Annotated in this window: 24 protein-coding genes; 9 read left to right on the top strand and 15 right to left on the bottom strand. The window is 59.3% G+C overall.

Annotated features, from left to right (window positions below):
• The coding region (locus ACRAUW_RS05770; protein WP_431361522.1) for an AAA family ATPase at positions 1 to 486 on the top strand (486 nt) is incomplete at its 5' end.
• Between the two features lie 83 nt (positions 487 to 569).
• Here ACRAUW_RS05770 and ACRAUW_RS05775 read toward each other — a convergent pair.
• The 3 genes from ACRAUW_RS05775 to fldB form a co-directional block, all read right to left on the bottom strand.
• A complete protein-coding gene (locus ACRAUW_RS05775) occupies positions 570 to 1,910 on the bottom strand; it encodes a TldD/PmbA family protein (protein WP_431361523.1) in 1,341 nt (446 codons plus the stop codon).
• Positions 1,910 to 3,310: a TldD/PmbA family protein gene (locus tag ACRAUW_RS05780; protein ID WP_431361524.1), complete on the bottom strand. Its 1,401-nt coding sequence runs from the start codon at positions 3,308 to 3,310 to the stop codon at positions 1,910 to 1,912. The genes ACRAUW_RS05775 and ACRAUW_RS05780 overlap by 1 nt, the downstream gene beginning before the upstream one ends.
• Positions 3,311 to 3,512: 202 nt before the next feature.
• Positions 3,513 to 4,031: a flavodoxin FldB gene (fldB, locus tag ACRAUW_RS05785; RefSeq protein WP_431361525.1), complete on the bottom strand. Its 519-nt coding sequence runs from the start codon at positions 4,029 to 4,031 to the stop codon at positions 3,513 to 3,515.
• A 250-nt stretch (positions 4,032 to 4,281) separates the two neighbouring features.
• On the opposite strand from fldB, the gene xerD reads away from it, so the two are divergent.
• A complete protein-coding gene (gene xerD, locus ACRAUW_RS05790) occupies positions 4,282 to 5,181 on the top strand; it encodes a site-specific tyrosine recombinase XerD (protein WP_088868661.1) in 900 nt (299 codons plus the stop codon).
• 194 nt (positions 5,182 to 5,375) lie between these two features.
• On the opposite strand, the gene ACRAUW_RS05795 is transcribed toward xerD, so the two are convergent.
• Positions 5,376 to 7,247, bottom strand: coding sequence for a methyl-accepting chemotaxis protein (locus tag ACRAUW_RS05795; RefSeq protein ID WP_431361547.1), 1,872 nt, complete (start codon positions 7,245 to 7,247; stop codon positions 5,376 to 5,378).
• A gap of 255 nt (positions 7,248 to 7,502) precedes the next feature.
• Here ACRAUW_RS05795 and prfB point away from each other — a divergent pair.
• Positions 7,503 to 8,601 (top strand): peptide chain release factor 2 gene (gene prfB / locus ACRAUW_RS05800; protein WP_431361526.1). Its coding sequence is split into 2 segments (ribosomal slippage): positions 7,503 to 7,577 and positions 7,579 to 8,601, totalling 1,098 coding nucleotides; the frame shifts between segments, so codons are not numbered across the junction.
• Between the two features lie 16 nt (positions 8,602 to 8,617).
• Positions 8,618 to 10,153, top strand: coding sequence for a lysine--tRNA ligase (gene lysS, locus ACRAUW_RS05805; protein WP_431361527.1), 1,536 nt, complete (start codon positions 8,618 to 8,620; stop codon positions 10,151 to 10,153).
• Positions 10,154 to 10,283: 130 nt separating this feature from the next.
• Here lysS and ACRAUW_RS05810 read toward each other — a convergent pair whose 3' ends face one another.
• Positions 10,284 to 11,090: a PhzF family phenazine biosynthesis protein gene (locus ACRAUW_RS05810; protein WP_431361528.1), complete on the bottom strand. Its 807-nt coding sequence runs from the start codon at positions 11,088 to 11,090 to the stop codon at positions 10,284 to 10,286.
• Between the two features lie 198 nt (positions 11,091 to 11,288).
• On the opposite strand from ACRAUW_RS05810, the gene ACRAUW_RS05815 reads away from it, so the two are divergent.
• Genes ACRAUW_RS05815 through ACRAUW_RS05825 form a run of 3 tightly spaced genes read left to right on the top strand, consistent with a single transcriptional unit; the run spans position 11,289 to position 15,572 of the window.
• Positions 11,289 to 13,076 (top strand): assimilatory sulfite reductase (NADPH) flavoprotein subunit, encoded by a 1,788-nt coding sequence (locus tag ACRAUW_RS05815; RefSeq protein WP_431361529.1) that lies wholly within the window; start codon positions 11,289 to 11,291, stop codon positions 13,074 to 13,076.
• The gene (cysI, locus tag ACRAUW_RS05820) at positions 13,076 to 14,800 is read left to right on the top strand and encodes an assimilatory sulfite reductase (NADPH) hemoprotein subunit (protein ID WP_431361530.1); all 1,725 of its coding nucleotides are present in this window, start codon (positions 13,076 to 13,078) and stop codon (positions 14,798 to 14,800) included. Before ACRAUW_RS05815 ends, cysI begins: the two co-directional genes overlap by 1 nt.
• Positions 14,790 to 15,572 carry a phosphoadenylyl-sulfate reductase gene (locus ACRAUW_RS05825; RefSeq protein ID WP_431361531.1) on the top strand — a complete coding sequence of 261 codons (783 nt, stop codon included), beginning with the start codon at positions 14,790 to 14,792 and terminating at the stop codon, positions 15,570 to 15,572. Before cysI ends, ACRAUW_RS05825 begins: the two co-directional genes overlap by 11 nt.
• Positions 15,573 to 15,651: 79 nt before the next feature.
• On the opposite strand, the gene folA is transcribed toward ACRAUW_RS05825, so the two are convergent.
• The 4 genes from folA to ACRAUW_RS05845 all read right to left on the bottom strand — a co-directional run bounded on the left by folA (position 15,652) and on the right by ACRAUW_RS05845 (position 17,994).
• Positions 15,652 to 16,143 carry a type 3 dihydrofolate reductase gene (gene folA, locus ACRAUW_RS05830; protein ID WP_431361532.1) on the bottom strand — a complete coding sequence of 164 codons (492 nt, stop codon included), beginning with the start codon at positions 16,141 to 16,143 and terminating at the stop codon, positions 15,652 to 15,654.
• A gap of 18 nt (positions 16,144 to 16,161) precedes the next feature.
• Positions 16,162 to 16,629, bottom strand: a complete 468-nt coding sequence (locus ACRAUW_RS05835) for a threonine/serine exporter family protein (RefSeq protein ID WP_431361533.1) — start codon at positions 16,627 to 16,629, stop codon at positions 16,162 to 16,164.
• Positions 16,626 to 17,423 carry a threonine/serine ThrE exporter family protein gene (locus ACRAUW_RS05840; RefSeq protein WP_431361534.1) on the bottom strand — a complete coding sequence of 266 codons (798 nt, stop codon included), beginning with the start codon at positions 17,421 to 17,423 and terminating at the stop codon, positions 16,626 to 16,628. The genes ACRAUW_RS05835 and ACRAUW_RS05840 overlap by 4 nt, the downstream gene beginning before the upstream one ends.
• Before the next feature lie 235 nt (positions 17,424 to 17,658).
• A complete protein-coding gene (locus ACRAUW_RS05845; protein WP_431361535.1) occupies positions 17,659 to 17,994 on the bottom strand; it encodes a DUF3135 domain-containing protein in 336 nt (111 codons plus the stop codon).
• 394 nt (positions 17,995 to 18,388) lie between these two features.
• Here ACRAUW_RS05845 and mog point away from each other — a divergent pair, with 394 nt between their 5' ends.
• Positions 18,389 to 18,919, top strand: a complete 531-nt coding sequence (gene mog, locus ACRAUW_RS05850; protein ID WP_431361536.1) for a molybdopterin adenylyltransferase — start codon at positions 18,389 to 18,391, stop codon at positions 18,917 to 18,919.
• 83 nt (positions 18,920 to 19,002) lie between these two features.
• Here mog and ACRAUW_RS05855 read toward each other — a convergent pair whose 3' ends face one another.
• The 6 genes from ACRAUW_RS05855 to trmB all read right to left on the bottom strand — a co-directional run bounded on the left by ACRAUW_RS05855 (position 19,003) and on the right by trmB (position 23,468).
• Complete coding sequence (locus ACRAUW_RS05855; RefSeq protein ID WP_431361537.1) at positions 19,003 to 19,404, bottom strand: DUF2541 family protein; 402 nt, start codon at positions 19,402 to 19,404, stop codon at positions 19,003 to 19,005.
• A 168-nt stretch (positions 19,405 to 19,572) separates the two neighbouring features.
• Positions 19,573 to 19,782, bottom strand: coding sequence for a YgdI/YgdR family lipoprotein (locus ACRAUW_RS05860; protein WP_005335219.1), 210 nt, complete (start codon positions 19,780 to 19,782; stop codon positions 19,573 to 19,575).
• Between the two features lie 223 nt (positions 19,783 to 20,005).
• Positions 20,006 to 21,301 carry a sulfurtransferase gene (locus tag ACRAUW_RS05865; RefSeq protein WP_431361538.1) on the bottom strand — a complete coding sequence of 432 codons (1,296 nt, stop codon included), beginning with the start codon at positions 21,299 to 21,301 and terminating at the stop codon, positions 20,006 to 20,008.
• 29 nt (positions 21,302 to 21,330) lie between these two features.
• Complete coding sequence (glsB, locus tag ACRAUW_RS05870) at positions 21,331 to 22,251, bottom strand: glutaminase B (RefSeq protein ID WP_431361539.1); 921 nt, start codon at positions 22,249 to 22,251, stop codon at positions 21,331 to 21,333.
• Between the two features lie 122 nt (positions 22,252 to 22,373).
• Positions 22,374 to 22,706 (bottom strand): YggL family protein, encoded by a 333-nt coding sequence (locus tag ACRAUW_RS05875; protein ID WP_005348158.1) that lies wholly within the window; start codon positions 22,704 to 22,706, stop codon positions 22,374 to 22,376.
• 48 nt (positions 22,707 to 22,754) lie between these two features.
• Positions 22,755 to 23,468 carry a tRNA (guanosine(46)-N7)-methyltransferase TrmB gene (gene trmB, locus ACRAUW_RS05880; protein ID WP_431361540.1) on the bottom strand — a complete coding sequence of 238 codons (714 nt, stop codon included), beginning with the start codon at positions 23,466 to 23,468 and terminating at the stop codon, positions 22,755 to 22,757.
• Positions 23,469 to 23,817: 349 nt separating this feature from the next.
• On the opposite strand from trmB, the gene ACRAUW_RS05885 reads away from it, so the two are divergent.
• On the top strand, positions 23,818 to 24,999 hold the full coding sequence (locus ACRAUW_RS05885; RefSeq protein WP_431361541.1) for a PLP-dependent aminotransferase family protein: 1,182 nt from the start codon (positions 23,818 to 23,820) through the stop codon (positions 24,997 to 24,999).
• Positions 25,000 to 25,043: the final 44 nt, after the last annotated feature.

The following is a 25,043-nucleotide window of genomic DNA, read 5'->3' on the forward strand; positions in this document are numbered from 1 at the left end:
CATGACGGGCGGGATCTCGCTGCAGCGTTTGCGACCATCATCGAGATTGGGGCTGTTAACTTGTTGCACGAGATTCTTGCTCGCGCTTTCCCCGATGCTCGCTTTCATGTGGAAACCAGCGATGGCGGACTGGAGATAATGATGACGCGGAAGGGGCTGCACCGTCCGCTGCGGGCGCGCGAGTTATCCGATGGAACCTTGCGCCTGCTCTGCCTGACAGTGGCCCTGCTCAGCCCACGCCCGGCGCCGCTGGTGGTATTGAACGAGCCGGAGAGTAGTCTGCATCCCGATATGTTGCCCGCGCTGGGCCAGTTGATTGGCGAGGCTTCCCGTTATTCCCAGCTCTGGGTGACCACCCACAGTGCGGTGCTGGCGAAGATGATTGAATCCCACGCACCGTGTCACCACATCCCTCTGCAACTGATCAACGGGGAGAGCTGTTTGCATGATCCGGCGCGCCGTGAGTGGCGATTTGACGAGGATTAACGGTAAGACGAGCGAAGGGAAAGAGATCAAAAAACAGCGCCCCAGGTCATGAGTTGACCCGGGGCGCCGTCCTTCAGGCAGGATTACTTGCCCGCGACACTGAGGCCACCAAAACGGATAAGCGGGGCGTAGAAGCCCTTGCCATCGTTGTGGTGCAGGATATCGCCGACCGCTTCCAGCTCACCCAGCAGGCGGTAGAAGTTGCCCGCTACTGTGATGCCGCGCACCGGCTGCAGTCGCAACCCGTCGCGGCAGAGGAACCCTGACGCGCCAAAGGAGAAGTCGCCGCTCACCGCATCGGCACCGGAGTGCAGGCCGTCCAGCTTGACCAGCTCCAGATAGTCGCCGCTCTGCACCTCCGCTTCACAGTGAGGGCCCGCGCCAAACACCAGATGGCGAGCGGTCACATCGAGGGCGCTGCGAGCGCCGCGGGCGGCCGAGCCATTGCTAGCCACACCAAAGTGGCGGGCGGTAGCGCTGTTGTGGAGCAGGGTTTTCAGCTCACCGTCGCCAATCAGCAGCAGATCCGAGGTGGCAGCCCCCTCGCCATCAAACGCCTTGATGTTCATGCCGCCCGGCATATAGACCCGGCTTTCCAGAGTAAGCCAGCGTGACGCCACGCTCTGGCCGACCTTGCTGCGCCAGGGGTTGATCCCCTGCTGGGCCCACTTGCCCGACAGTACCCCCTGAAAGCAGCCAAACAGGCTGGCGAAGCAGTTGGTGCTAAAGATGACGCTGTAGCGACCGCTTGGTACCGCCTCGCCCGGCAGCAGGTCGCTGGCGATGGCGTAGATCTGCTCGATGAGCCGCTGGCTATCCAGCTCGTCGAAGCGACGGCCATACTGCCCCTGCGAGTGCATCGACTGGCGGCCATCCCGTTCCACCAGCGCCGAGGTGTAGCAGCCGACACTGAACTCGCCGTGCTGGCAGAGAGTGCCCTGACTGTTGGCGAGCCAGAGCTGGCTCTCCCCTTCAAAGAAGCTGTTGTAGGGGGCGCCGCTCACATCGGGCATGGCCAGCATGTCAGACTCCAGGCGCAGGGCCAGAGCAATCTTCTCCTCAACATGCGTGGTATCTGGCTGATTGATCTCGGCGCAATCTGTGGTGAGCCGGCTATTGGCCACCGAGATGCGCTGATCCGCATCCACCTTGGCAAAGCGGCTGGCGTCACAGGCATCTTGCAGCATGGCATCGAGCGCCAGCTCATCGAGGGATTCCGAGTAGGCGATGCCGACCCGACCCTCTTTGATCAGGCGAATGCCGAGCTGCTGGCTGCTGGTGACCTTGTATTCACCCAGTTCACTCTTGTCTGCCTTGAGGGAGAAGGCTTTCTCCTGATTGGCGATGATATCTGCCTCGGCGTTGAGGTCGGCCACCTTGTCGAGCAGGCGGGTGAGCAGTTGATTCATGTCGATGGTGCTCATCAGGCGTTCCCTCCCACCAGGATATTGTCTACTTTTAGCGCCGGCTGGCCCACCGAGGTGGGGACCGAGCCTGAGACCGAGCCGCACATGCCGGCGGCCAGCGCCAGATTGCTGCCTACCATGGAGATCTCTTTCAACACCTGCGGGCCGGTGCCGATCAGGGTGGCCGACTTGAGCGGTTTGGTGATCTTGCCGTGCTCGATGAGGTAGGCCTCCTGCACGTTGAAGTTGAACTCGCCGGTGCCGGGCTGTACCGAGCCGCCCCCCATCTTCTTGGCGTAGATGCCGTGCTCCACCGTGGCCAGCATGTCGTCGAGGCTATGGTGGCCCGGTTCGATATAGGTGTTGCGCATACGCGAGGTGGGGGCGTACTTGTAGGATTCGCGCCGACCCGATCCGGTGCGGGCATAACCGGTCTTGAGGGCGCCCATTCGGTCCACCAGAAAACCGCTCAGCACGCCGTCCTTGATGAGCTGGGTATGTTGGGTCGCCATCCCCTCGTCATCGACGTTGATGGAGCCCCAGGCGTTGCTCTTCAAGCCTTCGTCCACCGCATTGACCACCGGATTGGCGATGAGCTGGCCCATCTTGTCGTGGAATACCGACGCCTTCTTGGCTACCGAGGTGGTCTCCAGCAGGTGGCCGCACGCTTCGTGGAAGATGACGCCGCCAAAGCCGTTCTCCATGATGACCGGCAGAGTGCCACTCGGACAGGGCGCCGCGCCCAGTTTCACCAGTGCCTGACGGGTGGCGGTGAGGGCCAGTTCGCGCGGATCGATGCGATCGGCATGCTCCCACCCCATCAGGGCGCCGGGGGCCTCGTAACCGACGCTCTGCTCGCTTCCTTCCATTGCGATGGTCTGGGCCATGATGCGGTTGTAGTGGCGGCGATCGGCGACTTGCAACCCTTCGCTGTTGAAGATCTCCACCTCCTGCTCCCAGCCCAGCACGTTGCCGGAGAACTGGCTCACCTTGTCGCTCTCGGCGCGAGCCACCGCATCCATGGCGTGCAGATAGGCGATCTTCTGCTCCAGCAGCTTGTCGGCCGACAAGGGCAGGGCCACCGGGTTGCGATCGCTCAGGCGGGTGAAATCGAAGGCGGTGGCGGTCACCACTGGGTCACGGCGGTCTTTGGCCGCCAGCAGGGTGACGATGCGCAGCAGCTCGTCGCGGCTGGCCAGATTGGTGTAGCCGTAGAGCACCTTGTGACCGTAACAGAGGCGCACACCGATGCCGAAATCGAGGCCACCGCTGATGTTCTCTATCTGGCTGGAGAGCAGGCTGAGCTGGCTGCGGCGCTTGCGCTCCACAAACAGCTCGGCGAAATCAGCACCCAGGGCCAGCGCGTGATCGAGCACGTCACGGGCAATGGCGGGGGCCAACAGGGAGAATGGGGTCATAGAATATCCTTTTCTGGTCTGTCCGTTTGCTTCCGACATCCGGCTCTGATTGTTATGGGATGTCGAGTCCATTGTTGCAGACCAGCATAAAAAAGTCGCTATAGCGTCACACGATGATACCGATTGAGAAAATCGGTGCGATAACTGCTCCCGGCGGCCAGGGCCAAGCGCTCAGGGTCGTTTTGCCAAAATGTGGGAAAGATCAGAGCAGCTCGTGAATTTCAGTCAGGATCTGGTCGACCCACAGCTCGATGCGCGGGTCGGTCTGGTCATATTGATTGGCATCGTCCAGCGCCAGCCCGACGAAGTGACGGCCATCGTCGATCAGTGCCTTGGAGGCATCGAATTCGTACCCTTCGTTGGGCCAGTAGCCCACCAGCTTGACCCCTTTTGGCACCAGCTGATCGTGCAGCATGCCGAGGGCGTCCTGGAACCATTCGCCATAACCAAGCTGATCGCCGAGGCCAAACAGGGCCACGATGCGCCCCTCCAGATGGAGATCGGCGATATCTTCCCAGCTGGACTCCCAGTCCTCCTGCAGTTCGCCAAAATCCCAGGTGGAGATGCCGAGGATCAGGATCTCGTAATCCTCCATCCGGCGCAGGGAGACATCCTTGATATTGTGAATATCCACCAGCTCGGGGCCGATGAGGGCGCGGATCTTCTCGGCAGCCATCTCGGTGTAGCAGGTGGTGGAACCGTAAAACAGACCAATCTTCATCGCTCTACTCTCTGTTGGCGCTTTCTCGCTTGCTTTTGGCGCGTTCTCGCATGCTCGTGTGGGCTGCGCCATGTTGGCAACACGATGGGTAACGTAAGGGGAGGGCGCCAGTCTAGCAGATTGCCATTCGACCTTCACCGCCCGGCAAGGGGCGTGGCAAACGTGCCTTATCTTTCCAATGAAAGAGCCTTGTCTTTCCAAGGAGTTGGCGCGTTACAATGGGCCATCGATCCCCTGATTGCAGCGCACCATGAGCAAACCCGATCCCCATCCCCTGATTGAACCCTTCCTCGACGCCCTCTGGCTGGAGCGGGGATTGTCTGACAACACGGTCAGCTCCTATCGCAGCGATCTGGAGAAGTTCTCCCTCTGGCTCGATGAGCAGGGGAGCTCGCTGCTGCTGGCGGGGATGGACGAGATCCAGCACTACCTCGCCTGGCGGGTGGATCACCAGTTTGCGGCCAGCAGCACCGCCCGCTTTCTGTCGGCCCTGCGCCGCTTTTACCAGTATCTCAACCGCGAGAAGCTGCGCAGCGACGATCCGACCGTGCTGCTGGAGGGGCCCAAGCTGCCGAAAAAACTCCCCTCCGATTTAAGCGAAACGGAGGTGGATGCGTTGCTGAGTGCGCCGCTGGTGGATGACCCGCTGGAGTTGCGGGACAAGGCAATGCTGGAGCTGCTCTACGCCACCGGCTTGCGGGTTTCCGAGCTGGTGGGGCTCACCGCCGAGCATGTCAGCCTGCGTCAGGGCTTGGTGCGGGTGGTGGGCAAGGGGAACAAGGAGCGGTTGGTGCCGATGGGCGAGGAGGCGATGCACTGGCTGGAGCGTTACTACCGCGAGGCCCGTACCCTGCTGCTGGGGGGCACCAGCTCTGATGTGGTGTTTCCCTCCAAGCAGGCCCGTATGATGACTCGCCAGACCTTCTGGCATCGCATCAAACTCTATGCCCTGCGGGCCGGGATCAACGGCGAGCTATCCCCTCACACTTTGCGCCACGCCTTTGCTACCCATCTGCTCAATCACGGCGCCGACCTGCGAGTGGTACAGATGCTGCTGGGCCACGCGGATCTCTCCACCACCCAGATCTACACCCATGTGGCCAACGAGCGACTCAAGGCGCTGCACGGCGAGCATCACCCGCGGGCCTGAGCGGAGTAGGTGGCCAACAAAACAAAAAACCGCCTTCGGGCTATTTCAGCTGCTGTACGCGGTCGACCTCTCCTCGTCAGTATCTTTGCATCTCATTCATTCGATCATCTTCCACGCAACATATAAACAAAAAGCCCCACACTCGGCGGAGTGCGGGGCTTGCTCAGGCGGCCGTGCGCGCCGCGATTCAGAACTTACAGGATAAAGGTCGAGACCTGCTGGTTCAGGTCGGTAGCACGCCCCTTGAGGCTATGGGCCTGATCCAGATCACGCATGGCGGCTGCGGTGATCTCGTCACTCACATCCTTGATGGCGGTGGTGTTCTGGGTGATCTCACCAGTCACCTGGGTCTGCTCCTCGGCGGCAGTGGCGATCTGACCCGCCATCTCGGAGATGAGGGAGATGGCACTGGTGATCTCTTCCAGCGCACGCACGGCCTGATCCGCATCCTGCACGCTGTTGTCCGCGAGTCCCTGGCTGGTCTGCATCAGGCTCACCGCGCGGGCAGTGGTCTGTTGCAGGGTCTCGATGGTAGCGTGGATCTCCTGAGTGGAGTCCTGAGTGCGACGTGACAGCACCCGCACCTCATCCGCCACCACCGCAAAACCGCGTCCCTGCTCACCGGCACGGGCCGCTTCGATGGCCGCGTTCAGTGCCAGCAGGTTAGTCTGCTCGGCAATCCCCTGAATGGTAGAGAGAATGCCTGAGATAGCCTGAGCATGACGACTCAGCTCGCCGATCACTTCGGTCGCCTGCCCCACCTCTTCGGCCAGACCATGGATGGAGTGACGGGTCTTGTTGACCAGCATCTTGCCCTGCTCACTGCTCTGGGCGGACTGCTGGGCAGCAGCAGCGGTATTCTCGGCGTTGCCGGCGATCTCCATGGTGGCGCTCGCCATCTCGGTGACGGCTGTGGCAACCATGGTCACCTCCTGCTGCTGACGCTGCAGCTCGTCCACCGCGGCCTGGTTGGTCACCAGACTGCATTCGGCATCAGCGTTCAGCTCGTTAGCCAGACGGCGGATATTGCCGATCAACTGATGCTGGCTGCCGACGAAGCGGTTGAAGCTGTTGGCCAGTTGGCCCACTTCGTCGCTGGCGTCGATCTTGATGCGCTGGGTCAGATCACCGTTACCATCGGCAATGCGGGCCAGCGCTTGGGAAACCTTGGTGAGCGGGCCAAGCAGCATGCTGACCAGCCAGGAGATAGCGAGGATGCTACCCACCAGCACCAGCAGCGCCATCCCCAGCTGGGTCATCAGCAGGGAGGAGAGCGGCGCTTCCAGAGCGGCCTTGTCCAGCACCAGCAGCAGTTCCCAGTCGGTATCGGGGATATCCACTGCCCACAGCAGCTTGTCGCGACCTTCGCTATCGAAGTAGACCGGAACCAGCTCCTTGCTCGATTTGCTCTGCTCAATCAGCGCATTGGTCAAATCGTTGTCGATCTCGCTGGCCGGTTTCATCGCCTTGGCGGCATCCTTGTAGGCGATGATGGTGCCATCCTTGTGCATCATGATGGCGAAACCATCGGCAGGCAGCTGCATCTGGGTGACATCTTCCACCACGGCATTGATAGCGAGATCGCCGCCAACGACACCGCCACCGATCGGTGCCGCGATGGTAAGAATGGTTCCTTCACTCGCAACTCCCAGGTAAGGCTTGGTAGTGATCATTGTGCCCTTGCTCATGGCTTCCTGATACCAGGGGCGGGCTCTCGGGTCATAATTGGAGCGGTCGATCGCTGGATTGGAGTCATTCATCTTGCCGTTGCTCTCACCGAAATAGGTAAGCTGGAAACGACCGGAGGCTTGCGCCTGTTGCAAGGCATGGAGGGGATCGGCGCTGGCCTTGCTCGCGAGCGCCTGGATCACATCATGACGGTCCGAGAGCCAGTCGTGGATCCGCTCAGCTTGCAGGATACCCAACCGTTGCAACTGCTCCTGGCTGCCCTGCAACAACAGGTTTTTCTGGCTGCTATAGCTCTGCCAGGAGAGCAACGAAATCACCAACGAAAGGGCGATCACCACTGACAACAGTATCTTCTGCTTGAGTGACAGGTTTTTCATCATGTGTTCTTCTTATTAAGGTGAGAAGCGGGTTTTTCCCTAAAGGTGCACAGCATTACGAAGTTATTAGCGACCAAACCAGCCAAAACTGAACCTGAAAATGGACCGGCGGGCGATATTTTCTACCGCGGTGGAATAAAGTGCACCAGAAATTAACTGCATGAGCCTCCCAAGCCAAGGCAACCCTGTTTATTCCTTCCGCAATTGGCTAGAATATCCCGTTTTTAAGTCACATCGACCCTGAGAGTTGTCACGATGTTTGAAGTCAATCCTGTATTAAACAAGCTTAAGGAGCTGTCTGAGCGGACCGAGCTTCTTAGGGGGTACCTTTGACTATGACGCCAAGAAAGAGCGTCTGGAAGAGGTCAACGCCGAGCTGGAACAGCCGGACGTATGGAATGAACCCGAGCGTGCACAGGCGCTGGGCAAAGAGCGCGTAGCGCTGGAAAACGTGGTCGGCACCATCGATACCCTGACCCAGGGCGTGGATGACGTCGAGATGCTGGTGAGCCTGGCCGTGGAAGGGGAAGACGAAGAGACCTTCAACGAGGCCACCGCCGAATCCGAACAACTGGAAGCCAAGCTGGTGGATCTCGAGTTCCGCCGCATGTTCTCCGGCCAGCAAGACGGCTCCGACTGCTATATCGATATTCAATCCGGCTCCGGTGGTACCGAGGCCCAGGATTGGGCCAACATGGTACTGCGCATGTATCTGCGCTGGGGCGATGCACATGGTTACAAGCCCGAGCTGATTGAATGCTCCGAAGGCGACGTAGCTGGCATCAAATCCGCCACCATCAAGTTCACCGGCGAATATGCGTTCGGCTGGCTGCGCACCGAAACCGGCGTGCACCGTCTGGTTCGCAAATCGCCGTTCGATTCCGGTGGCCGCCGTCACACCTCCTTCTGTTCTGTGTTTGTCTACCCGGAGATCGACGACGATATCGAAATCGATATCAACCCGGCGGACTTGCGGATCGACGTCTACCGCGCCTCCGGTGCCGGTGGTCAGCACGTTAACCGTACTGAATCCGCGGTACGTATTACCCACGTTCCGACCGGTGTCGTAGTACAGTGCCAGAACGACCGTTCCCAGCACAAAAACAAAGACCAGTGTATGAAGCAGCTGAAAGCCAAGCTCTACGAGCTTGAAATTCAGAAGCAGAACGCTGAGAAACAAGCCCTGGAAGAGACCAAGTCTGATATCGGTTGGGGCAGCCAGATCCGTTCCTATGTGCTGGATGATTCCCGTATCAAGGATCTGCGCACCGGCGTCGAAACCCGTAATACTCAATCGGTGCTCGACGGTGACTTGGACAAGTTTATCGAAGCCAGCCTGAAATCAGGTCTGTAAACAAGCAGGAATCACCATGTCTGAACAAACCATCACTCCGGAAGTCGACCAAACTCTCGAACTCAACAACGAGATGACCGAGCGTCGTTCCAAGCTGGCCGCCCTGCGCGCCCAGGGTAATCCTTTCCCCAACGACTTCCGTCGCGACAGCCTCTCTGGCGATCTGCACGCAGAGTTCGACGACAAAAGCGCCGACGAACTGGTGGCCTTGGGTAAACGGGTGAAGATTGCCGGTCGCATCATGACCCGCCGGATCATGGGCAAGGCTTCTTTCGCCACCCTGCAGGACATGGCCGGCAAGATCCAGGTCTACGTCACCCGTGACGACCTGCCGGAAGGTTTCTACAACGAGCAGTTCAAGAAGTGGGATCTGGGCGACATCGTGGGTGTCGAAGGCACCCTGTTCAAGACCCAGACCGGTGAGCTCTCCGTTCACGTTTCCGATATCCGCCTGCTGACCAAGGCGCTGCGTCCGCTACCCGAGAAGCACAAAGGCCTGACCGACCAAGAAGCTCGCTGCCGCCAGCGCTACCTGGATCTGATCGCCAACGAAGAGTCCCGCAAGACCTTCATGATCCGCACCCAGGTGGTTGCCGGTATCCGCAAGTTCTTCAACGAAAAGCGCTTCATGGAAGTGGAAACCCCGATGATGCAAGTCATCCCGGGTGGCGCCTCCGCGCGTCCGTTCGTCACTCACCACAATGCGCTGGACATCGACATGTACCTGCGTATCGCTCCGGAGCTCTACCTGAAGCGTCTGGTGGTCGGTGGTTTCGAGCGTGTCTACGAGATCAACCGCAACTTCCGTAATGAAGGTATCTCGGTTCGTCACAACCCCGAGTTCACCATGATCGAGTTCTACATGGCCTACGCCGACTACATCGATCTGATGGACCTGACCGAAGAGCTGCTGCGCACCCTGGCTCAGGACATCCTGGGCGACACCAAGATCCGTTACGCCAAAGAGGGCGAAGAGGGCCTGACCATCGATTTCGGTCAGCCGTTCCAGCGCCTCACCATGGTCGAGTCCATCCTGAAGTTCAACCCGGATGTAACTCTGGACGATCTGGCTACCCTCGAGAGCGCCAAGGCAGTTGCCAAGCGTCTGCACATCGAACTGATGAAGGGTTGGGAGCTGGGCCACGTGATCACCGCGATCTTCGAAGAGACCGTGGAGCACATGCTGCTGCAACCGACCTTTATCACCGAGTACCCGGCCGCCGTTTCTCCGCTGGCCCGTCGCAACGACGTGAACCCGGATGTAACCGACCGCTTCGAATTCTTCATCGGTGGCCGCGAGTTGGCCAACGGCTTCTCCGAGCTGAACGATGCAGAAGACCAGGCCAAGCGCTTCCAGGATCAGGTTGATCAGAAAGAAGCAGGCGACGACGAAGCCATGTTCTACGACGCAGACTTCGTCACCGCGCTGGAGCACGGCCTGCCGCCGACTGCCGGTCAGGGTATCGGTATCGACCGTCTGGTGATGCTGTTCACCAACAGCCACACCATCCGTGACGTCATTCTGTTCCCGGCCTTACGTCCACAAAAGTAAGAGCCGCAGAAACAGGGCCACAGCAGCACAGCTGCCGTCCATGACAATCAAAACGCCCCGCAACCGCGGGGCGTTTTTTATGGCGGACACAAACCGGTGGCGAACCTTCAATACACCGCCAGCTTGCCGCTTATGAGGCCGCTGGCAGCAGCCACTCCCCCTGCCACAAGGTGACGGCCTGACCGGCCATCAGCACCCGATTCTCCTGCAGCTCTAGCCGCAGCTCTCCACCTCTGGCCGAGATCTGGCGAGCCCGCAGCTGCCGTTTGCCGAGCCGCTCAGCCCAGAAGGGCACCAGGGCGCAGTGGTTGGAGCCGGTCACCGGATCTTCATCCACCCCGACCCAGGGGGCGAAGTAGCGGGAGACAAAGTCATGGTCCGAGTTGCTTGAGGGTGCCGTCACCATCAGGCCGCGACCAGGAAGCGCGCGCAGGGCCTGAAAATCGGGAGTGAGCGCACGAACCTCCTCCTCGCTGGCCAGCACCAGCAAGAACTTGGCGCCAGCCGCCAGGGTTTGCTGCGGCTGGCAACCGACCGCAGCCGCATAGGCCGGATCCAGAACGAGCGGCGCCGGGGCAAGGCGCGGAAAATCGAGCCAGATCCACGCCCCTTCACGCCGGGCCAGCAGCTCGCCGCTGCGGGTCTCGAAGCAAATGACCTCATCTTCTGCCACCGCCCCCGTCTGCCACAGCACCTGGGCCGCCGCCAGGGTACCGTGGCCGCAGAGATCCACTTCCAGCTCAGGGGTAAACCAGCGCAGCTGATAGCGAGCATGGCCAAGAGGCACCAGAAAGGCGGTCTCCGACAGGTTGAACTCGGCCGCCATGGCCAGCAAGGTGGCATCCGGCTGGCTCGGCCCCAGCACCACCACCGCCGGGTTGCCACCAAAGGGGTGCCGGCTGAAGGCATTGACATGAAACAAGCTGATGGTCGACATTCACGCTTCCTGTGTGGGTAATACGGGTTCATTCATCACCCTTTATACCATGAGAGCCCTGTCGTCCTGAGTCGCCTTGCGACCCTCTCCATCGCCTTTTTAATGCAGAAATAGAATAAAAAAGACATTTTTATTCTTTGTTGTTATCCATCGCACCCCTTAATCTGGCCAAAAATCAGACCATGGAAGACGCGTGTGATGCAATTGAAGGATTCCCCATTCAACCTCTCCCCCCTCTCTGATGAGCAGCAACGTCAGCTGGGGCAGGTACTCTCGACCCTCAATACCCAGCAACTGGCCTGGATGAGCGGTTATCTCTACGGCCTCTCCCAGACCGGTAACCAAGGCGTTGCAACCAGCGCCGCCGTGGCTGCGCCCAGCGGCAGCCTGACCATTCTCTTCGGCTCCCAGACCGGCAACGCCAAAGGTGTCGCCAGTGCCATCAAGGCGCAGGCCGAAGCCCGCGGCCTACCCGTCACCCTCGCGTCGATGGCTGACTATAAACCCAAGCAGCTGAAGAAAGAGAGCCACCTACTGGTGGTAGTGAGCACTTACGGGGAGGGTGAACCGCCGGAGAGCGCCGTCGATCTGTTCGAGCAGCTTAAAAAAGGCAAGATTGGCAAGCTGGACGGGCTCAAGTTCGCAGTGCTGGGGCTGGGTGACAGCTCCTACGAATTTTTCTGCCAGACCGGCAAAGATTTTGACGACTTCCTCGCCAAAGCAGGGGCCGAGCGCATTTATGAGCTCGCCAGCCTCGATGTGGACTATCAGGATGCGGCCAAGACGTGGGGCGAGCAGGCACTCAATGCCATTGCCGCGACTCTCACTACCGGGACAGCCAGCAGCGTGGCAGGTGCGGTGCAGCAGGCGGTTGGCCACAGCCAGTACAGCAAGGAGAACCCCTTCCCTGCCCGCCTGTCGGTCAATCAGAAGATCACCGGCCGGGATTCCACCAAGGATATCCGCCATATCGAGATCAACCTGGCCGACTCCGGCCTCACCTACCAGCCAGGGGATGCCCTCGGCGTCTGGTTCGACAATGACGTCGAACTGGTGGGCGAAGTGCTGGCCCTGACCGGCCTCTCTGGTGATGAAGCCACGGCCCACGGCACCTTGCGCGCCGCACTGACCACTCACTTAGAACTGACCCGGCTGCACGGCGGCTTTATCACAGGGCTCGCTGACATATCAGACAACGCAGCGCTGAAAGATCTGGCTGGCGACAAGGCCCAGGTCAATGCACTGGTCGCCTCTGCCCAGGTGGTGGATGTGCTCAAACGCTTCCCGACCGTCCTCACGGCCGAGCAGCTGGTTGGCCTGCTGCGCCCCCTCACCCCGCGCCTCTACTCCATCGCCTCTGCCCAGAGCGAAGTGGAAGAGGAGGTGCACCTGACCGTCGGGGTGGTGCGCTACCCACAGGAAGATGGCACAGTGCGCTCTGGCGCCGCCTCCTCCTATCTGGCGGATCGGCTGATTGAGGATGGCGAGGCGCGGGTATTCGTGGAGCACAACGACAACTTCCGCCTGCCGCAAAACCCCGACACCCCCGTCATCATGGTGGGCCCGGGAACCGGCATCGCCCCGTTCCGTGCCTTTATGCAGGAGCGGGAAGCTCAGGGCGCGGAAGGCAAGAACTGGCTCTTCTTCGGCAACCCCCACTTTACCCAGGATTTCCTCTATCAGGTGGAGTGGCAGCGTTATGTGAAATCGGGGCTGCTGTCGAAGATCTCCCTGGCCTTCAGCCGGGATCAGGCCAACAAGATCTATGTGCAGGACCGTCTGCGCGATGCAGGGCTTGAGCTCTACCAGTGGCTGGAAGCAGGCGCTCACTTCTATGTGTGTGGCGACGCCAACAAGATGGCCAAGGATGTGCAGGAGGCCCTGCTGGAAGTGATTGCCGAACACGGTCACAAGAGCCGTGAGGAAGCAGAAGAGTATTTGAGCGAATTGCGTCGTGCCAAACGTTATCAAAGGGATGTCTATTGATGAGCAAACAACCTCTTTCTCACCCAAAAGCGGGACCGGTCGAAGGGCCGCTGGCCGACAACGAGCGCCTCAAGCGCGAGAGCAACTTCCTGCGCGGCACCATAGAGCAAGATCTGCAGGACCCGCTCACCGGCGGCTTTAACGGCGACAACTTCCAGCTGATCCGCTTTCACGGCATGTATCAGCAGGATGACCGCGACATCCGCCCGGAGCGCGCCGCCCAGAAGCTGGAGCCACTGCACAACGTCATGCTGCGTGCCCGCCTGCCGGGGGGGATCATCACCCCGGCCCAGTGGCAGATCATCGACAAGTTCGCCGAAGAGCACAGCCTCTACGGCAGCATCCGCCTGACCACCCGTCAGACCTTCCAGTTCCACGGGGTATTGAAGCGCGACATCAAGCTGATGCACCAGACCCTCAACAGCACCGGCATCGATTCCATCGCCACCGCTGGCGACGTGAACCGCAACGTGCTCTGCACCAGCAATCCGGTGGAGTCCGAGCTGCATCAGGAGGCCTACGAGTGGGCCAAGAAGATCTCCGAGCACCTGCTGCCCAAGACCCGCGCCTACGTGGAGATCTGGCTGGACGGTGAAAAACTGGGGCAGGACGAGGAGCCGATCCTGGGTTCCAACTACCTGCCGCGCAAATTCAAGACAACCGTGGTGATCCCGCCTCACAACGACGTGGATATCCACGCCAACGATCTCAACTTCGTGGCGATTGCCGAGCATGGCAAGCTGGTTGGCTTCAACGTGCTGGTGGGCGGCGGGCTCGCCATGACCCACGGCGACACCAGCACCTACCCGCGCAAGGCGAGCGATTTTGGCTTTATTCCGCTCTCCCACGTGCTGGAGGTGGCGGCCGCCGTGGTCAGCACCCAGCGCGACTGGGGCAACCGGGTCAACCGCAAGAACGCCAAGACCAAGTACACCCTCGAGCGCGTCGGTGTCGAAGCCTTCAAGGCCGAGGTGGAAAACCGCGCCGGCATCCAGTTTGGTGAGGTTCGCCCTTATGAGTTCACCAGCCGTGGCGATCGCTTCGGTTGGGTCGAGGGGATCGACGGCAAACACCACCTCACCCTGTTTATCGAGAATGGCCGCCTGCTGGACTTCCCGGGCAAGCCCCTCAAAACCGGCATGCTGGAGATCGCTAAGGTGCATCAGGGGGATTTTCGCCTGACCGCCAACCAGAACCTGATCATCGCAGGGGTGCCTGCCAGCGAGAAGGCCCGCATCGAAGGGCTGGCACGCCAATACGGCCTGCTGGATGACGGCGTAAGCGAGCAGCGCAAGCAGTCCATGGCTTGTGTGGCCCTGCCTACCTGCCCGTTGGCGATGGCCGAGGCGGAGCGCATGCTGCCGGCGCTTGTCACCGACATCGAAGGCTTACTGGCCAAGCACGGCCTGGCGGATGACGCCATCATCTTCCGGGTCACCGGTTGCCCCAACGGCTGCGGCCGCGCCATGCTGGCGGAAGTGGGTCTGGTGGGCAAGGCGCCCGGCCGCTACAACCTCCATCTGGGGGGCAACCTGGAGGGGACCCGCATTCCGCGCCTCTATCAGGAGAACATCACCGAGCCGCAGATCCTGGCAGAACTGGACGCGTTGATCGGCCGCTGGGCCAGCGAGCGCAACGCGGACGAGTGCTTCGGCGACTTCGTCATCCGCACCGGCATCATAGCCCCGGTCATCGACTCCGCGAGGGACTTCTATGCCGCTTAATGTCACTGAAGATGGCCGCCTTGACCTGCAGGCACTGCTGGCCCTCGGCCGTGAGGAGCAAGTCGAGGTACTCGCACCCCTCAACCGGGAGCTGGATACCATGAGTGCCCCAGAACGGGTGCGCTGGGCCCTGGCCAATCTGCCGGGGGAGCATGTGCTCTCATCCAGCTTCGGCATTCAGGCGGCGCTGATGCTCCATCTGGTAAGCCGCGAGCGGGCCGACGTGCCCGTGGTATTGACCGATACCGGTTATCTCTTCCCCGAGACCTACCGCTTTATCGACGAGCTGACCGAGCGCCTCGCGCTAAATCTCAAGATCTATCGGGCCGAGCTCAGCCCAGCCTGGCAGGAGGCGCGATTTGGCCTCCTGTGGGAGCAGGGGGTGGAGGGGATCACCCGCTACAACCAGCTCAACAAGGTAGAGCCGATGGACCGTGCCCTGCGTGAGCTGGGGGCTCAGACTTGGTTCTCCGGCCTGCGCCGGGAGCAGTCCGGCAGCCGTGGCAAGCTGCCGGTGCTGGGCATCCAGCGCGGCCGCTTCAAGTTCCTGCCGGTGATCGACTGGAGCAACAAGGACGTCTTCTACTACTTCAAGGAGTTCGACCTCCCCTACCATCCGCTGTGGGAACAGGGTTACCTGTCGGTGGGCGATATCCACACCACCGCCAAGTGGGAGCCGGGCATGAGCGAGGAGCAGACCCGGTTCTTCGGCCTCAAGCGCGAATGCGGTTTGCACGAGGAAAATGGCGAGAACGACGGCTCAGGCATCTAATACCGTCTTGAAAAAGCAACCAAACAACAAGGGCATCCGAAGATGCCCTTGTTGTTATTTGCCCATTAGCATTCGCCCGTCAGCGGCGCTGCCAGGTCTCGAAGCTATAGGGAGACGGGTTTTTCTCATCGGCAGGGTGGCTCTCGCACGCAATGCGTTGCCACTGGCCATCATCAAAAGCGGGGAAGCGGGTATCCCCCTCCACCGCCAGATCGATTTGCGTCAGGTAGAGGCAATCCGCGCTCGGCAACATCTCGGCATAGAGATGACCGCCACCGATCACCATCAACTCCTCCACCGAGCTACCAGCCAACAGCGCCAGCGCCGCCTCGACGGAGCCCACCACCTCGATGCCCTCGGCCTGATAGTCGGGATTGCGGCTGATCACCAGATTGCGCCGTCCGGGTAGCGGCCGACCGATGGATTCGAAGGTCTTGCGCCCCATCAATACCGGTTTGCCGAGGGTGACACGCTTGAAGTGAGCCAGATCGGCAGGCAGATGCCAGGGCATCTGGTTGTCCTTGCCGATCACCCTGTCGTGGGCCATGGCGGCAATCATGGAAATCTTCATGGGGCCTCTCACCGTCTGTCAGATTATGGGGCGGTTACGGTACACGACCAGAGAGGGGATCGCCAAACCGAAACTGAGGGCACCGACGATAAAGAGCGCCTTGAGGCCGTTCTCCACCGCACTCTGGATTAACTCCATGGTCACGCCGCTGATGTTGAGCTCCACCACCGCGATCATGGTCTTGAACGCATAGCTGCCCGGGATCATCGGAATGATGGAGGCAACGCTGAACACCGGTCGCGGCGCCAGCAGACGGCGCGACCAGTAGACGCAAACAAAGCCGACCGTGGTCGCCGCAGCCAGCGTCGCCCACTCGATGGGCATGCCGTAGTGGATCAGCAAGGTACGCAGACTATGGGCCAGCGCCCCGCCCATGGCGCAATATTTCAGCATCCGTGGCGGCACGTTGAACAGCATGGCAAACCCCACCGCCGGGATGGCCGACCAGAAGGCATCCTTGGCCAGTAGCCAGAGCAAGTCCATCATACCTTCCACCCCCAGATCCCGGTGACCGACATGGCCAAAATGATACCTATGGCGGCGCTAATGGTCAGCAGGGTCGCTGTCCCCCAGCGGGCCAGCCCCATGTTGAAGTAGCCCTTCACCATGTCTGAGACGGCATTGATCAGCGGAAAGCCCGGCACCAGCAGCAGCACGCTGGCTGCCATGGCGAGATAGGGCTGGTCACCCCAGTTGAAGAAGGTGGCGCTGGAGGAAAGCAAAGTAGCGATAAAGCCGGTGGCGGCAAAGTTGATGAGCGGGCTGTGGTGATGGCGGGCCATCAGCTGGCGCACCCGCATCGCCACAGCAGACGAGAAGCAGGTCACCAGAAAGATGGGCCAGTCACCGCCAAACAGCAGGCTAAAGGCACCACAGGAGAGGCCCACCATGGGCACCACCAACCAGGGGTGATAGTGGAAGGGAACAATGGCTTCGAGGCGCTGGCGTACTTCACGGGCACCGATCAGATCTTTCTCCGCCATGATGCAGATCCGCTGGATCTCGCACACCACCTGCATATTGATGCCATGCTCGCGCACCCGCCGGGTCGTGGTGACACAGCCCCCCTGATAGAGACTGGTGAGCACGATGGCACTGGAGGAGATGGCCATTTCGACACTCTCCAACCCCAGTGCAATTCCCAGCCGCACCGTGGTCTGCTCGATAATCCGGCTCTCCGCCCCAAACTGGGCCAACATCTGAGCCACCTTGACGACAATACGGGTGATCTCAGTCTGTTGCTCCCGCGACAACACCCGTCTTGGAGTGATACTTCTCATAATCCCTTCGAGTCGTAGCAATAAAAATTACGGCCATATTAGCCTAACTTTTACTGTTATTCATCCACCCCTATCACAACCTGACTGATAAGTTATTACAAGAAGAAGAAAATAGGTCACATTACAAATACATTACCACTACCATTAAGAGCCATAACAATCCGCACATCATAACCTCCCTTTATTCTGGCTTTTTCAAGTTAGCTTAAATATTGGACAAGGGAGTGATTTCAGATTATTTACGATGTTGATAGTCCGCCAGACGGATTATTTTACCACTGCTATCGTTTTCATGCGAAAGCCCCCTCTCCTCCCGAAACTGAATCATTTCACTGCGCATCAAATAAAAAGACTCCCTCATCATATTGGCAATCCGGATGCAGCTATCGAGATTGTTTTTCGCCAGACGGCGCTGACCATCAATCTTGAACTGCAACCCGCGCAGACGGCGCTGCTGATCGGGGCTCGCACGGGCCATCAACTGGTCGATCTGCTGCTCCAGAATTGCATCCAGACGGGAGGGCTCACTCGAAGCCAACTTCTTCAGGGTGTCAAAATCAGGCAACTCCATATGCCCTCCTTGTCGACTATTGCTGGCAGCACACTGCGGTACCACACCATCACGTCCCTGCCATATAGACCTGTATATACGATGCGGCTAAAAAGGGGTCAATCCTTCCACTGGCGACCAAACCGGACAATGGTTACTACGAGGGTGTCTATCTATTTTAATTGTGTTTGGAAACAAGCGATTGTTTTTAATTCAGGCGAGATAAAACACTTATACATTTTAGGTATGTGATTTTCTGTTTTTTATTGCAAATAAACTTCTAGGTGGCCTTATTCTGCTTCATTCGACACTTTATTCTTTCCTCACCGCCCCGCGTCATCACCTGACGGTTTAACATATCTCACTGATTATGTTATTTTAATTCCCACTTTTATCGAACACTCAAGAGCAGACCATGAGCAAGGCAAAAATCGGTATCGTCACCGTCAGCGATCGCGCCAGCGCGGGCATCTATGAAGACCTCTCCGGCAAGGCCATCATCGACACTCTGAACGCCTATCTGACCTCGGAGTGGGAACCTGTCTATCAGGTGATCCCCGATGAGCAGTATCAGATTGAAGCGACCCTGATCCGGCTGGCGGATGAGGAGCAGTGCTGTCTCATCGTCACCACAGGCGGCACCGGCCCGGCCAAGCGCGATGTCACGCCGGAAGCAACCGAAGCAGTGTGTGATCGCATGATGCCGGGCTTTGGCGAGCTGATGCGGGCCACATCCCTCAAATTTGTGCCGACCGCCATTCTGTCGCGTCAAACCGCCGGACTGCGTGATGACACCCTGATCGTCAATCTGCCGGGCAAGCCCAAATCGATCCGCGAATGTCTGGATGCAGTCTTCCCCGCCATCCCCTACTGCATCGATTTGATGGAAGGGCCCTATCTTGAGTGCGATGAAACTGTCATCAAGCCATTTCGGCCGAAAAAATAGCAAACCCGACCATAAAAAATAATGGCGAGCCACGGCTCGCCATTATTTTTAACTCATCTGTTTGCGCAGAAAAACCGCATCAATTATTTGCGGCCGAATACTTTTACGCCCGCTTTGCTGCGATCTGAATTACCGTACACTTCGATCTTTTTCACACAACGACGCGAACCCAGTGATTTCCACTCGGTCTCTTTATCACTGCTCATCTCCCGATCAAAGCGAATGGTTTTGGTTCGATCACTGCCATAAGTCACCACCACCCGATCCAGGGTCAAATCACGTTCCGCCTTCACCTTGATATATTTGGTCTGACGGCAAATCACCAAAGGAATTGTCGCACCATGATCACCGGCTCCCAGTAAAATAGTCCGCCCCAGCGTGAACTGATCATCACCAGCATGGCTGGCTGACGCCACCACCAGCAAGGCACCACCCAGCAGGGTGCTTGCAGAAAAACGGGAATTCCAGATAGACATCAGGGACATAACACCTCCAATAAAAAACGGAGTGTGATGATAAGGGTTAAACCATAACGGAAGCTGTATCACGGCTGAATTTGCTGCGAATGTGCGCGGAAAAACCGAGAAAAAAGCGCGACTTTTCGGCGAAAATGAGAAGAGCCGCAGATAGCGGCCCTTGCGGCAAGAGAGCGCTTAGCGTTCCATAATTTGGGTCACGTCATCTTTCTTGATCATTACCTCGCGCCCTTCATGATCGTAATAGCGATACATGCCGGTGCTCTCGTCCAGCTTGGGTTTGCTCTCTGTGGTGATCATCTTGCCATCCTTGGTGCTCATGATGTATTGGGAGCTGCATGCCACCAGCCCCAGGGCGCACACCAGGATCATCATCAGTTTTTTCATAGGTGCAATCGTCTCCTTTCACCCTCACCACGAGGGTGTCGATCACAGCCTACTCCAATCCTGTTATCACTTGGTAACTGACGCAAGAAATTGAGATCACTATCAAACATCAGTGACAACCGGGAGCCCATCGGTAAAGCCGAGCCGCCAGGAATCTTGGCGAACAGAGACAAAGAGGCCGGACATCTCTGTCCGGCCTCTTCTTTTCAGCACCAGCGCGCAATCATGACTTGGCGGGCTGACGCTCACCGGTCACGGTCGGGTTCTTGGGATCGGAACTCCACTCGTACCAACCGCCGTCGTAGACGCTGATCCGTTTCCAGTCCATCAGCCAGGCGTAGAAAAAAGCTTCGGAGGCGCGCCAGCCGGTACCGCAGTAGAAGGCGGTCTGCTGGGTCTGCTTGATGTTCCACTCATCCCACATAGCGAGGATTTCGCGGGCCGGTTTCATGGTGCCGTCCGGGTTATGGAAGTCGCTCATGCTGTTGGCATCCACCCCGCCGTGACCCCACTTGGCCCCCGGGATATCGCCCTTCGGCTTGATGTAGCTGTAACCTGAGGTGTTGCCGACAAACTCGTCCCAGGTACGCACGCTGACCAGTGCGCTATCGTGCTTCTTGAGCAGCTCTTTCGCCTGACTTAGCGTGGTGTAGTACTCGGGGTGAGCGGGAATGGCCACGCCAAACTCCTTCACCGGCTCATATTTGTTGGGCAGACCGGTTTCGGTGCGCAGATGCTGGATAAACCAGGCATCCAGACCACCGTCCAGCAGGCGTACATCTTCCACCCCCGCATACATCATCAGGTGCGCGGCACGGGCGGCCGCCATGGTGTTGCGACCATAGAGGATGACGGTGGTGTCGTGACGGATGCCGTTATCCAGCAGCAGCTTCTTGAGCGCTTCGTCAGAGACCTTGTTCCACAGCGGCTCCTCTTCGAGGCTGTTGGTATCGATATAACCGGCCCCCGGGATGTGGCTGATGAGGTAGGCCTTGGGTGAACCCCAATCCACTTCAAACAGCTTCCAGTCACCCTTGGGCGCCGCGGCAACCGGCTTGCCCTCTTGCAGATCCGCCAACCAGCGCGGATAGACCAGCTGCTGCCAGCGTGCCAGCGACTCGCGCGGTGCGGTTTGCCACCCTTGCAACTCGAACAGCTGCTTGATCCCCTGCTTGCGCAGCAGACGGGCCACCTCGGCCACCTCGCGGGACGCACCGTAGAGGGCTACCGGACGATCGGCTTTCAGCCCCTTGATCTCGAGGGCCTTTGGCCACTCTTCATCGCTGTATTTCCACTCGGCTGAGAGGTTCTCGGCGCCCGCCACATGGCCGCCCTGCTTCTCCCCTTCCATCGGCCACCCCTGATAGAAGTAGCTGGCGCGGGTATCCAGGATGACAGCCTGTTTGGCCTTGGCATCGGCCAGCGAGAGCGGTGGCAACTCCCCTGCCACGGCGGGCAGGGCACACCAGAGCAGTAAGGTCGCCAGCGCGGCCTGCAGGAAGCGAAGATGTCGTTTCATGGTGATTTCTCGATTCATAGTGAACAAGGTTAAAAAATGGAGCGACCCAGCCGCTCGGCCAGCAGCTCCAGTGCCGCCGTGCCCGCCAGCGAGTTGCCGGCTTTGTTGAGCTCGGGCGACCAGACACAGACGCAGAGCTCGCCCGGGATCAGGGCGATGATACCGCCGCCGACCCCCGATTTGCCCGGCATGCCGACCCGATAGGCAAAATCGCCCGCCTCATCATAGAGGCCGCAGGTGGCGAGCAGGGCGTTGACCTGCTTGGTGGTACGGGTGGGCAGCAGCGGCACGCTCTCGCCCAGTGGCACACCACGGTTGGCCAGATAGATGAATGCCCGCGCCAGATCGACGCAGCTCATGCGAATGGCACAGGCATTGAAGTAGCTTTGCAGCACCTTGTCCACTTCGTTTTCGAAGTTGCCATAGGCCTTCATCAGATAGGCGATGGCGGCGTTGCGGGCAGAGTGCTGATATTCGGAGCGGGCGACCACCTGATCCGCCATGATGGCCGGATTGCCGGAAAGGCGGCGCACCAGCTCAAGGGTACGTTGACGGGGCGCAGTGAGGCGGGTCTCCAGCAGATCGCTCACCACCAGCGCCCCGGCATTGATAAAGGGGTTGCGGGGGATCCCCTGCTCGAACTCGAGCTGAACCAGCGAGTTGAAGGGCTGGCCGGAGGGCTCCTTGCCAACCCGGGCCCAGATCTCCTCCTCCTGATAGAGGGTAAGTGCCAGGGTCAGGCTCAGGGCCTTGGAGATACTCTGGATGGAGAAGGGTTCAAAAGCGTCACCGGCGGTGAACAGCTCCCCCTCGACGGTACAGACAGCGATACCGAGCCGATCGGCCGGCACCTGAGCCAGTGCCGGAATGTAGTCGGCCACCTTGCCTTCTCCCAGCAACGGGCGCACCTCTTCAAGGATGCTGGCCAGTAATTCGGATGACAACACCATAAGCAATAAGCGATTCCATGACTAAAACAGCGGTGGAGATCCCATCCCCACTGACAAAAATCCCGCCAGCGGCGGGATTTTTCAGTTACCCACAACAAGGCGCCAGATGCGGCAGCCTTGTATCAGGCCGGTTCACCGTACCAGAGGTCGAACAGCTCGGTAACGACCACGGCTTCCATCCCCTTGCCTTCCAGCCAGGATTTGACGGCGGCGCGGTCTTCTTCGGTACACTTGCCCAGTTGCTGGGTGCAGATCATCCCTTCCCAGGCCAGGTGACCGGAGCCGGCAAAAGCCAGTTTGCGGGGTTCAACAACCTCATCGATCATCGCATCGACTACCGCATCGATGGTCTCTTCGGCAGTGCCGACCGGGAAGTTGAAACTGATGTCGAAACCCATTTCCTGGAATTCATCGACGCGCAGTTTCTTGCGCAGGCGGCGGCTACGATTGGCCATGATAGCTCCTCAAGTTAGTTGATACGCTAGGTGTGTTGACGTGCCAGCTTAGCTGACACGCTTGAAAATCAGATCCCAGACCCCGTGCCCCAGACGATGGCCACGTTGCTCGAATTTGGTCAACGGGCGCCAGTCAGGGCGCTCCACCCAGTTGCCGGTCGTGGAGGTGTTCTCGTAACCTTCGGCAGCGCTCATCACTTCCAGCATGTGCTCGGCATAGTTTTCCCAGTCGGTGGCCATGTGGAACACGCCACCGATGGCCAGCTTCTGGCGAATATCCTGGGCAAACGCAGGCTGTACAATGCGGCGCTTGTGATGACGGCTCTTGTGCCAGGGATCAGGGAAGAACAGCTGCAGGCAGGAGAGTGAACCGTTCGGGATCATGTGCTCCAGCACTTCCACCGCATCGTGGCAGATCACCTTCAGGTTGGTGACGCCCGCTTCCTGAGCGGTACCCAGACAGGCGCCCACGCCCGGCGAGTGCACTTCAATGCCGATGAAGTTCTTCTCGGGGGCATTCTTGGCCATCTCGACCAGAGAGGCACCCATGCCAAAGCCGATCTCCAGCACCACAGGTGCCTCGCGGCCAAACAGCGCGACCAGATCGAGCTGCTTTGGCTCGAAATCGATGCCCATGACCGGCCAGAGATCTTCCAGAGCCTTCTCCTGCCCTTTGGTCAGGCGGCCTTCGCGACGGACAAAGCTGCGGATCTTGCGCATGAACTTGCCGTCTTCGTTAAATACATCTTGGGTCACAGGCATAATGGTCTCGTTATTTCATCAATCCGGGTAATACATCTTGTGTCCGATCCCGAGCGGGACCGCTCGCGGCTCGTCATTTCATCGACCCGCGCAAACAGGGGAGCGAATTATCCCAAGATAGGCCCAAGGCGCAAGTGTTTCGCGCAACAAATATTCCGGCCATCCACTTCCCTGCCCCCTCACTGGCATCCCCCCTCCGACTAACCGCCCAATATAATCCGCAGTAGAGTCGTTCCAGCCCTTTTTTGGCGATTTTTGTGACAATCATTGCCTCATTTCTGAAATCTGATACAAACGGATAACCTGGCGGTCGAATGGAGCGACCGCCCACATGCCGAGAGAATTGTCTATGCAGCCGTTTTTTGCCCAGCGCTTCGAGAAGGTCGAGCCTTCCTTTATCCGTGAAATCCTCAAAGTTGCCGCCAATCCGGAGATCATCTCCTTCGCCGGTGGTCTGCCCAATCCCCACCTGTTTCCGGTCAAGGCGATCGATCAGGCCTGTCAGGATGTACTGCGCGAGCAAGGGGCTGCCGCCCTGCAATATGCGGCGACCGAGGGCTTCGCCCCGCTGCGCCAGTATATTGCCGACCGCTATCTGGCCCGCCACGGCATGCTGGTCAATCCGGACAACATCCTCATCACCAGCGGCTCCCAGCAGGCGCTGGATCTGCTGGGCAAGGTACTGATCGACGAGGGTCAGGATCTCATCATCGAAGAGCCGGGTTACCTTGGCGCCATTCAGGCCTTTTCTGTCTACCAACCCACCTTCAAGCCGATCACCCTTGAAGAAGAGGGGCTGGATCTGGCGGCGCTGGATGCGCTGCTGGCAAGCGGCTCCAATGCCAAGCTGCTCTACGGCGTGCCCAACTTCCAGAACCCGAGCGGTGTCTCCTACAGCCGTGCCAACCGCGAGGCACTGGCCGAGCGACTGGTGCGCCACGAGCTGTTGATGGTGGAAGATGATCCCTACGGCGAGCTGCGCTTCGAGGGCGAGCATCTGCCCCCCATTGCCAAGTTGGCACCAAACAATACCGTGCTGCTCGGCTCCTTCTCCAAGACCGTGGTGCCCGCCTTCCGTCTGGGCTGGATGCTGGTGCCGGAGTGGCTGCGCAAGAAGGTGACCATCGCCAAACAGGCGACCGACCTGCACAGTAACGCCTTCAGCCAGCAGGTGCTGCACCGCTTCCTGATGGATAACTCCCTCGATGCCCATCTGGAGAAGATCAAGGAGGTCTATGGCCGTCAGCGCGCCGCCATGGAAGCCGCCCTGACTCGACACTGCCCGCCCGGCGTCAGCTACACCCGGCCGGAAGGGGGCATGTTCCTCTGGCTGACCTTGCCGGATCACATTAGTGCCATGGCGCTGTTTGACGAGGCGATCAAGGAGAAGGTAGCCTTCGTGCCGGGCGCCCCCTTCTATGTGCGCCCCGAGATCAAGAACACCCTGCGCCTGAGCTTCTCCTGCGTCGATGAAGCGACCATCGAGGAGGGGGTCAAGCGGCTGGCTCGCGCCCTCCAGCGGATGCTCTGACCCAAGCCACCGCACTGAAACAAAAAACCAGCGAACAGTTCGCT

Origin of the sequence: Aeromonas sp. (genome assembly GCF_050633025.1) — a bacterium.
Classification (GTDB): domain Bacteria; phylum Pseudomonadota; class Gammaproteobacteria; order Enterobacterales; family Aeromonadaceae; genus Aeromonas.

Excerpts from the sequence above, each read along its gene's own strand:
- ACRAUW_RS05775 (WP_431361523.1), bottom strand. The coding sequence starts at position 1,910 with ATGAGCACCATCGACATGAATCAACTGCTCACCCGCCTGCTCGACAAG.
- ACRAUW_RS05780 (WP_431361524.1), bottom strand. The coding sequence starts at position 3,310 with ATGACCCCATTCTCCCTGTTGGCCCCCGCCATTGCCCGTGACGTGCTC.
- fldB (WP_431361525.1), bottom strand. The coding sequence starts at position 4,031 with ATGAAGATTGGTCTGTTTTACGGTTCCACCACCTGCTACACCGAGATG.
- xerD (WP_088868661.1), top strand. The coding sequence starts at position 4,282 with ATGAGCAAACCCGATCCCCATCCCCTGATTGAACCCTTCCTCGACGCC.
- ACRAUW_RS05795 (WP_431361547.1), bottom strand. The coding sequence starts at position 7,247 with ATGAAAAACCTGTCACTCAAGCAGAAGATACTGTTGTCAGTGGTGATC.
- lysS (WP_431361527.1), top strand. The coding sequence starts at position 8,618 with ATGTCTGAACAAACCATCACTCCGGAAGTCGACCAAACTCTCGAACTC.
- ACRAUW_RS05810 (WP_431361528.1), bottom strand. The coding sequence starts at position 11,090 with ATGTCGACCATCAGCTTGTTTCATGTCAATGCCTTCAGCCGGCACCCC.
- ACRAUW_RS05815 (WP_431361529.1), top strand. The coding sequence starts at position 11,289 with ATGCAATTGAAGGATTCCCCATTCAACCTCTCCCCCCTCTCTGATGAG.
- cysI (WP_431361530.1), top strand. The coding sequence starts at position 13,076 with ATGAGCAAACAACCTCTTTCTCACCCAAAAGCGGGACCGGTCGAAGGG.
- ACRAUW_RS05825 (WP_431361531.1), top strand. The coding sequence starts at position 14,790 with ATGCCGCTTAATGTCACTGAAGATGGCCGCCTTGACCTGCAGGCACTG.
- folA (WP_431361532.1), bottom strand. The coding sequence starts at position 16,143 with ATGAAGATTTCCATGATTGCCGCCATGGCCCACGACAGGGTGATCGGC.
- ACRAUW_RS05835 (WP_431361533.1), bottom strand. The coding sequence starts at position 16,629 with ATGATGGACTTGCTCTGGCTACTGGCCAAGGATGCCTTCTGGTCGGCC.
- ACRAUW_RS05840 (WP_431361534.1), bottom strand. The coding sequence starts at position 17,423 with ATGAGAAGTATCACTCCAAGACGGGTGTTGTCGCGGGAGCAACAGACT.
- ACRAUW_RS05845 (WP_431361535.1), bottom strand. The coding sequence starts at position 17,994 with ATGGAGTTGCCTGATTTTGACACCCTGAAGAAGTTGGCTTCGAGTGAG.
- mog (WP_431361536.1), top strand. The coding sequence starts at position 18,389 with ATGAGCAAGGCAAAAATCGGTATCGTCACCGTCAGCGATCGCGCCAGC.
- ACRAUW_RS05855 (WP_431361537.1), bottom strand. The coding sequence starts at position 19,404 with ATGTCCCTGATGTCTATCTGGAATTCCCGTTTTTCTGCAAGCACCCTG.
- ACRAUW_RS05860 (WP_005335219.1), bottom strand. The coding sequence starts at position 19,782 with ATGAAAAAACTGATGATGATCCTGGTGTGCGCCCTGGGGCTGGTGGCA.
- ACRAUW_RS05865 (WP_431361538.1), bottom strand. The coding sequence starts at position 21,301 with ATGAAACGACATCTTCGCTTCCTGCAGGCCGCGCTGGCGACCTTACTG.
- glsB (WP_431361539.1), bottom strand. The coding sequence starts at position 22,251 with ATGGTGTTGTCATCCGAATTACTGGCCAGCATCCTTGAAGAGGTGCGC.
- ACRAUW_RS05875 (WP_005348158.1), bottom strand. The coding sequence starts at position 22,706 with ATGGCCAATCGTAGCCGCCGCCTGCGCAAGAAACTGCGCGTCGATGAA.
- trmB (WP_431361540.1), bottom strand. The coding sequence starts at position 23,468 with ATGCCTGTGACCCAAGATGTATTTAACGAAGACGGCAAGTTCATGCGC.
- ACRAUW_RS05885 (WP_431361541.1), top strand. The coding sequence starts at position 23,818 with ATGCAGCCGTTTTTTGCCCAGCGCTTCGAGAAGGTCGAGCCTTCCTTT.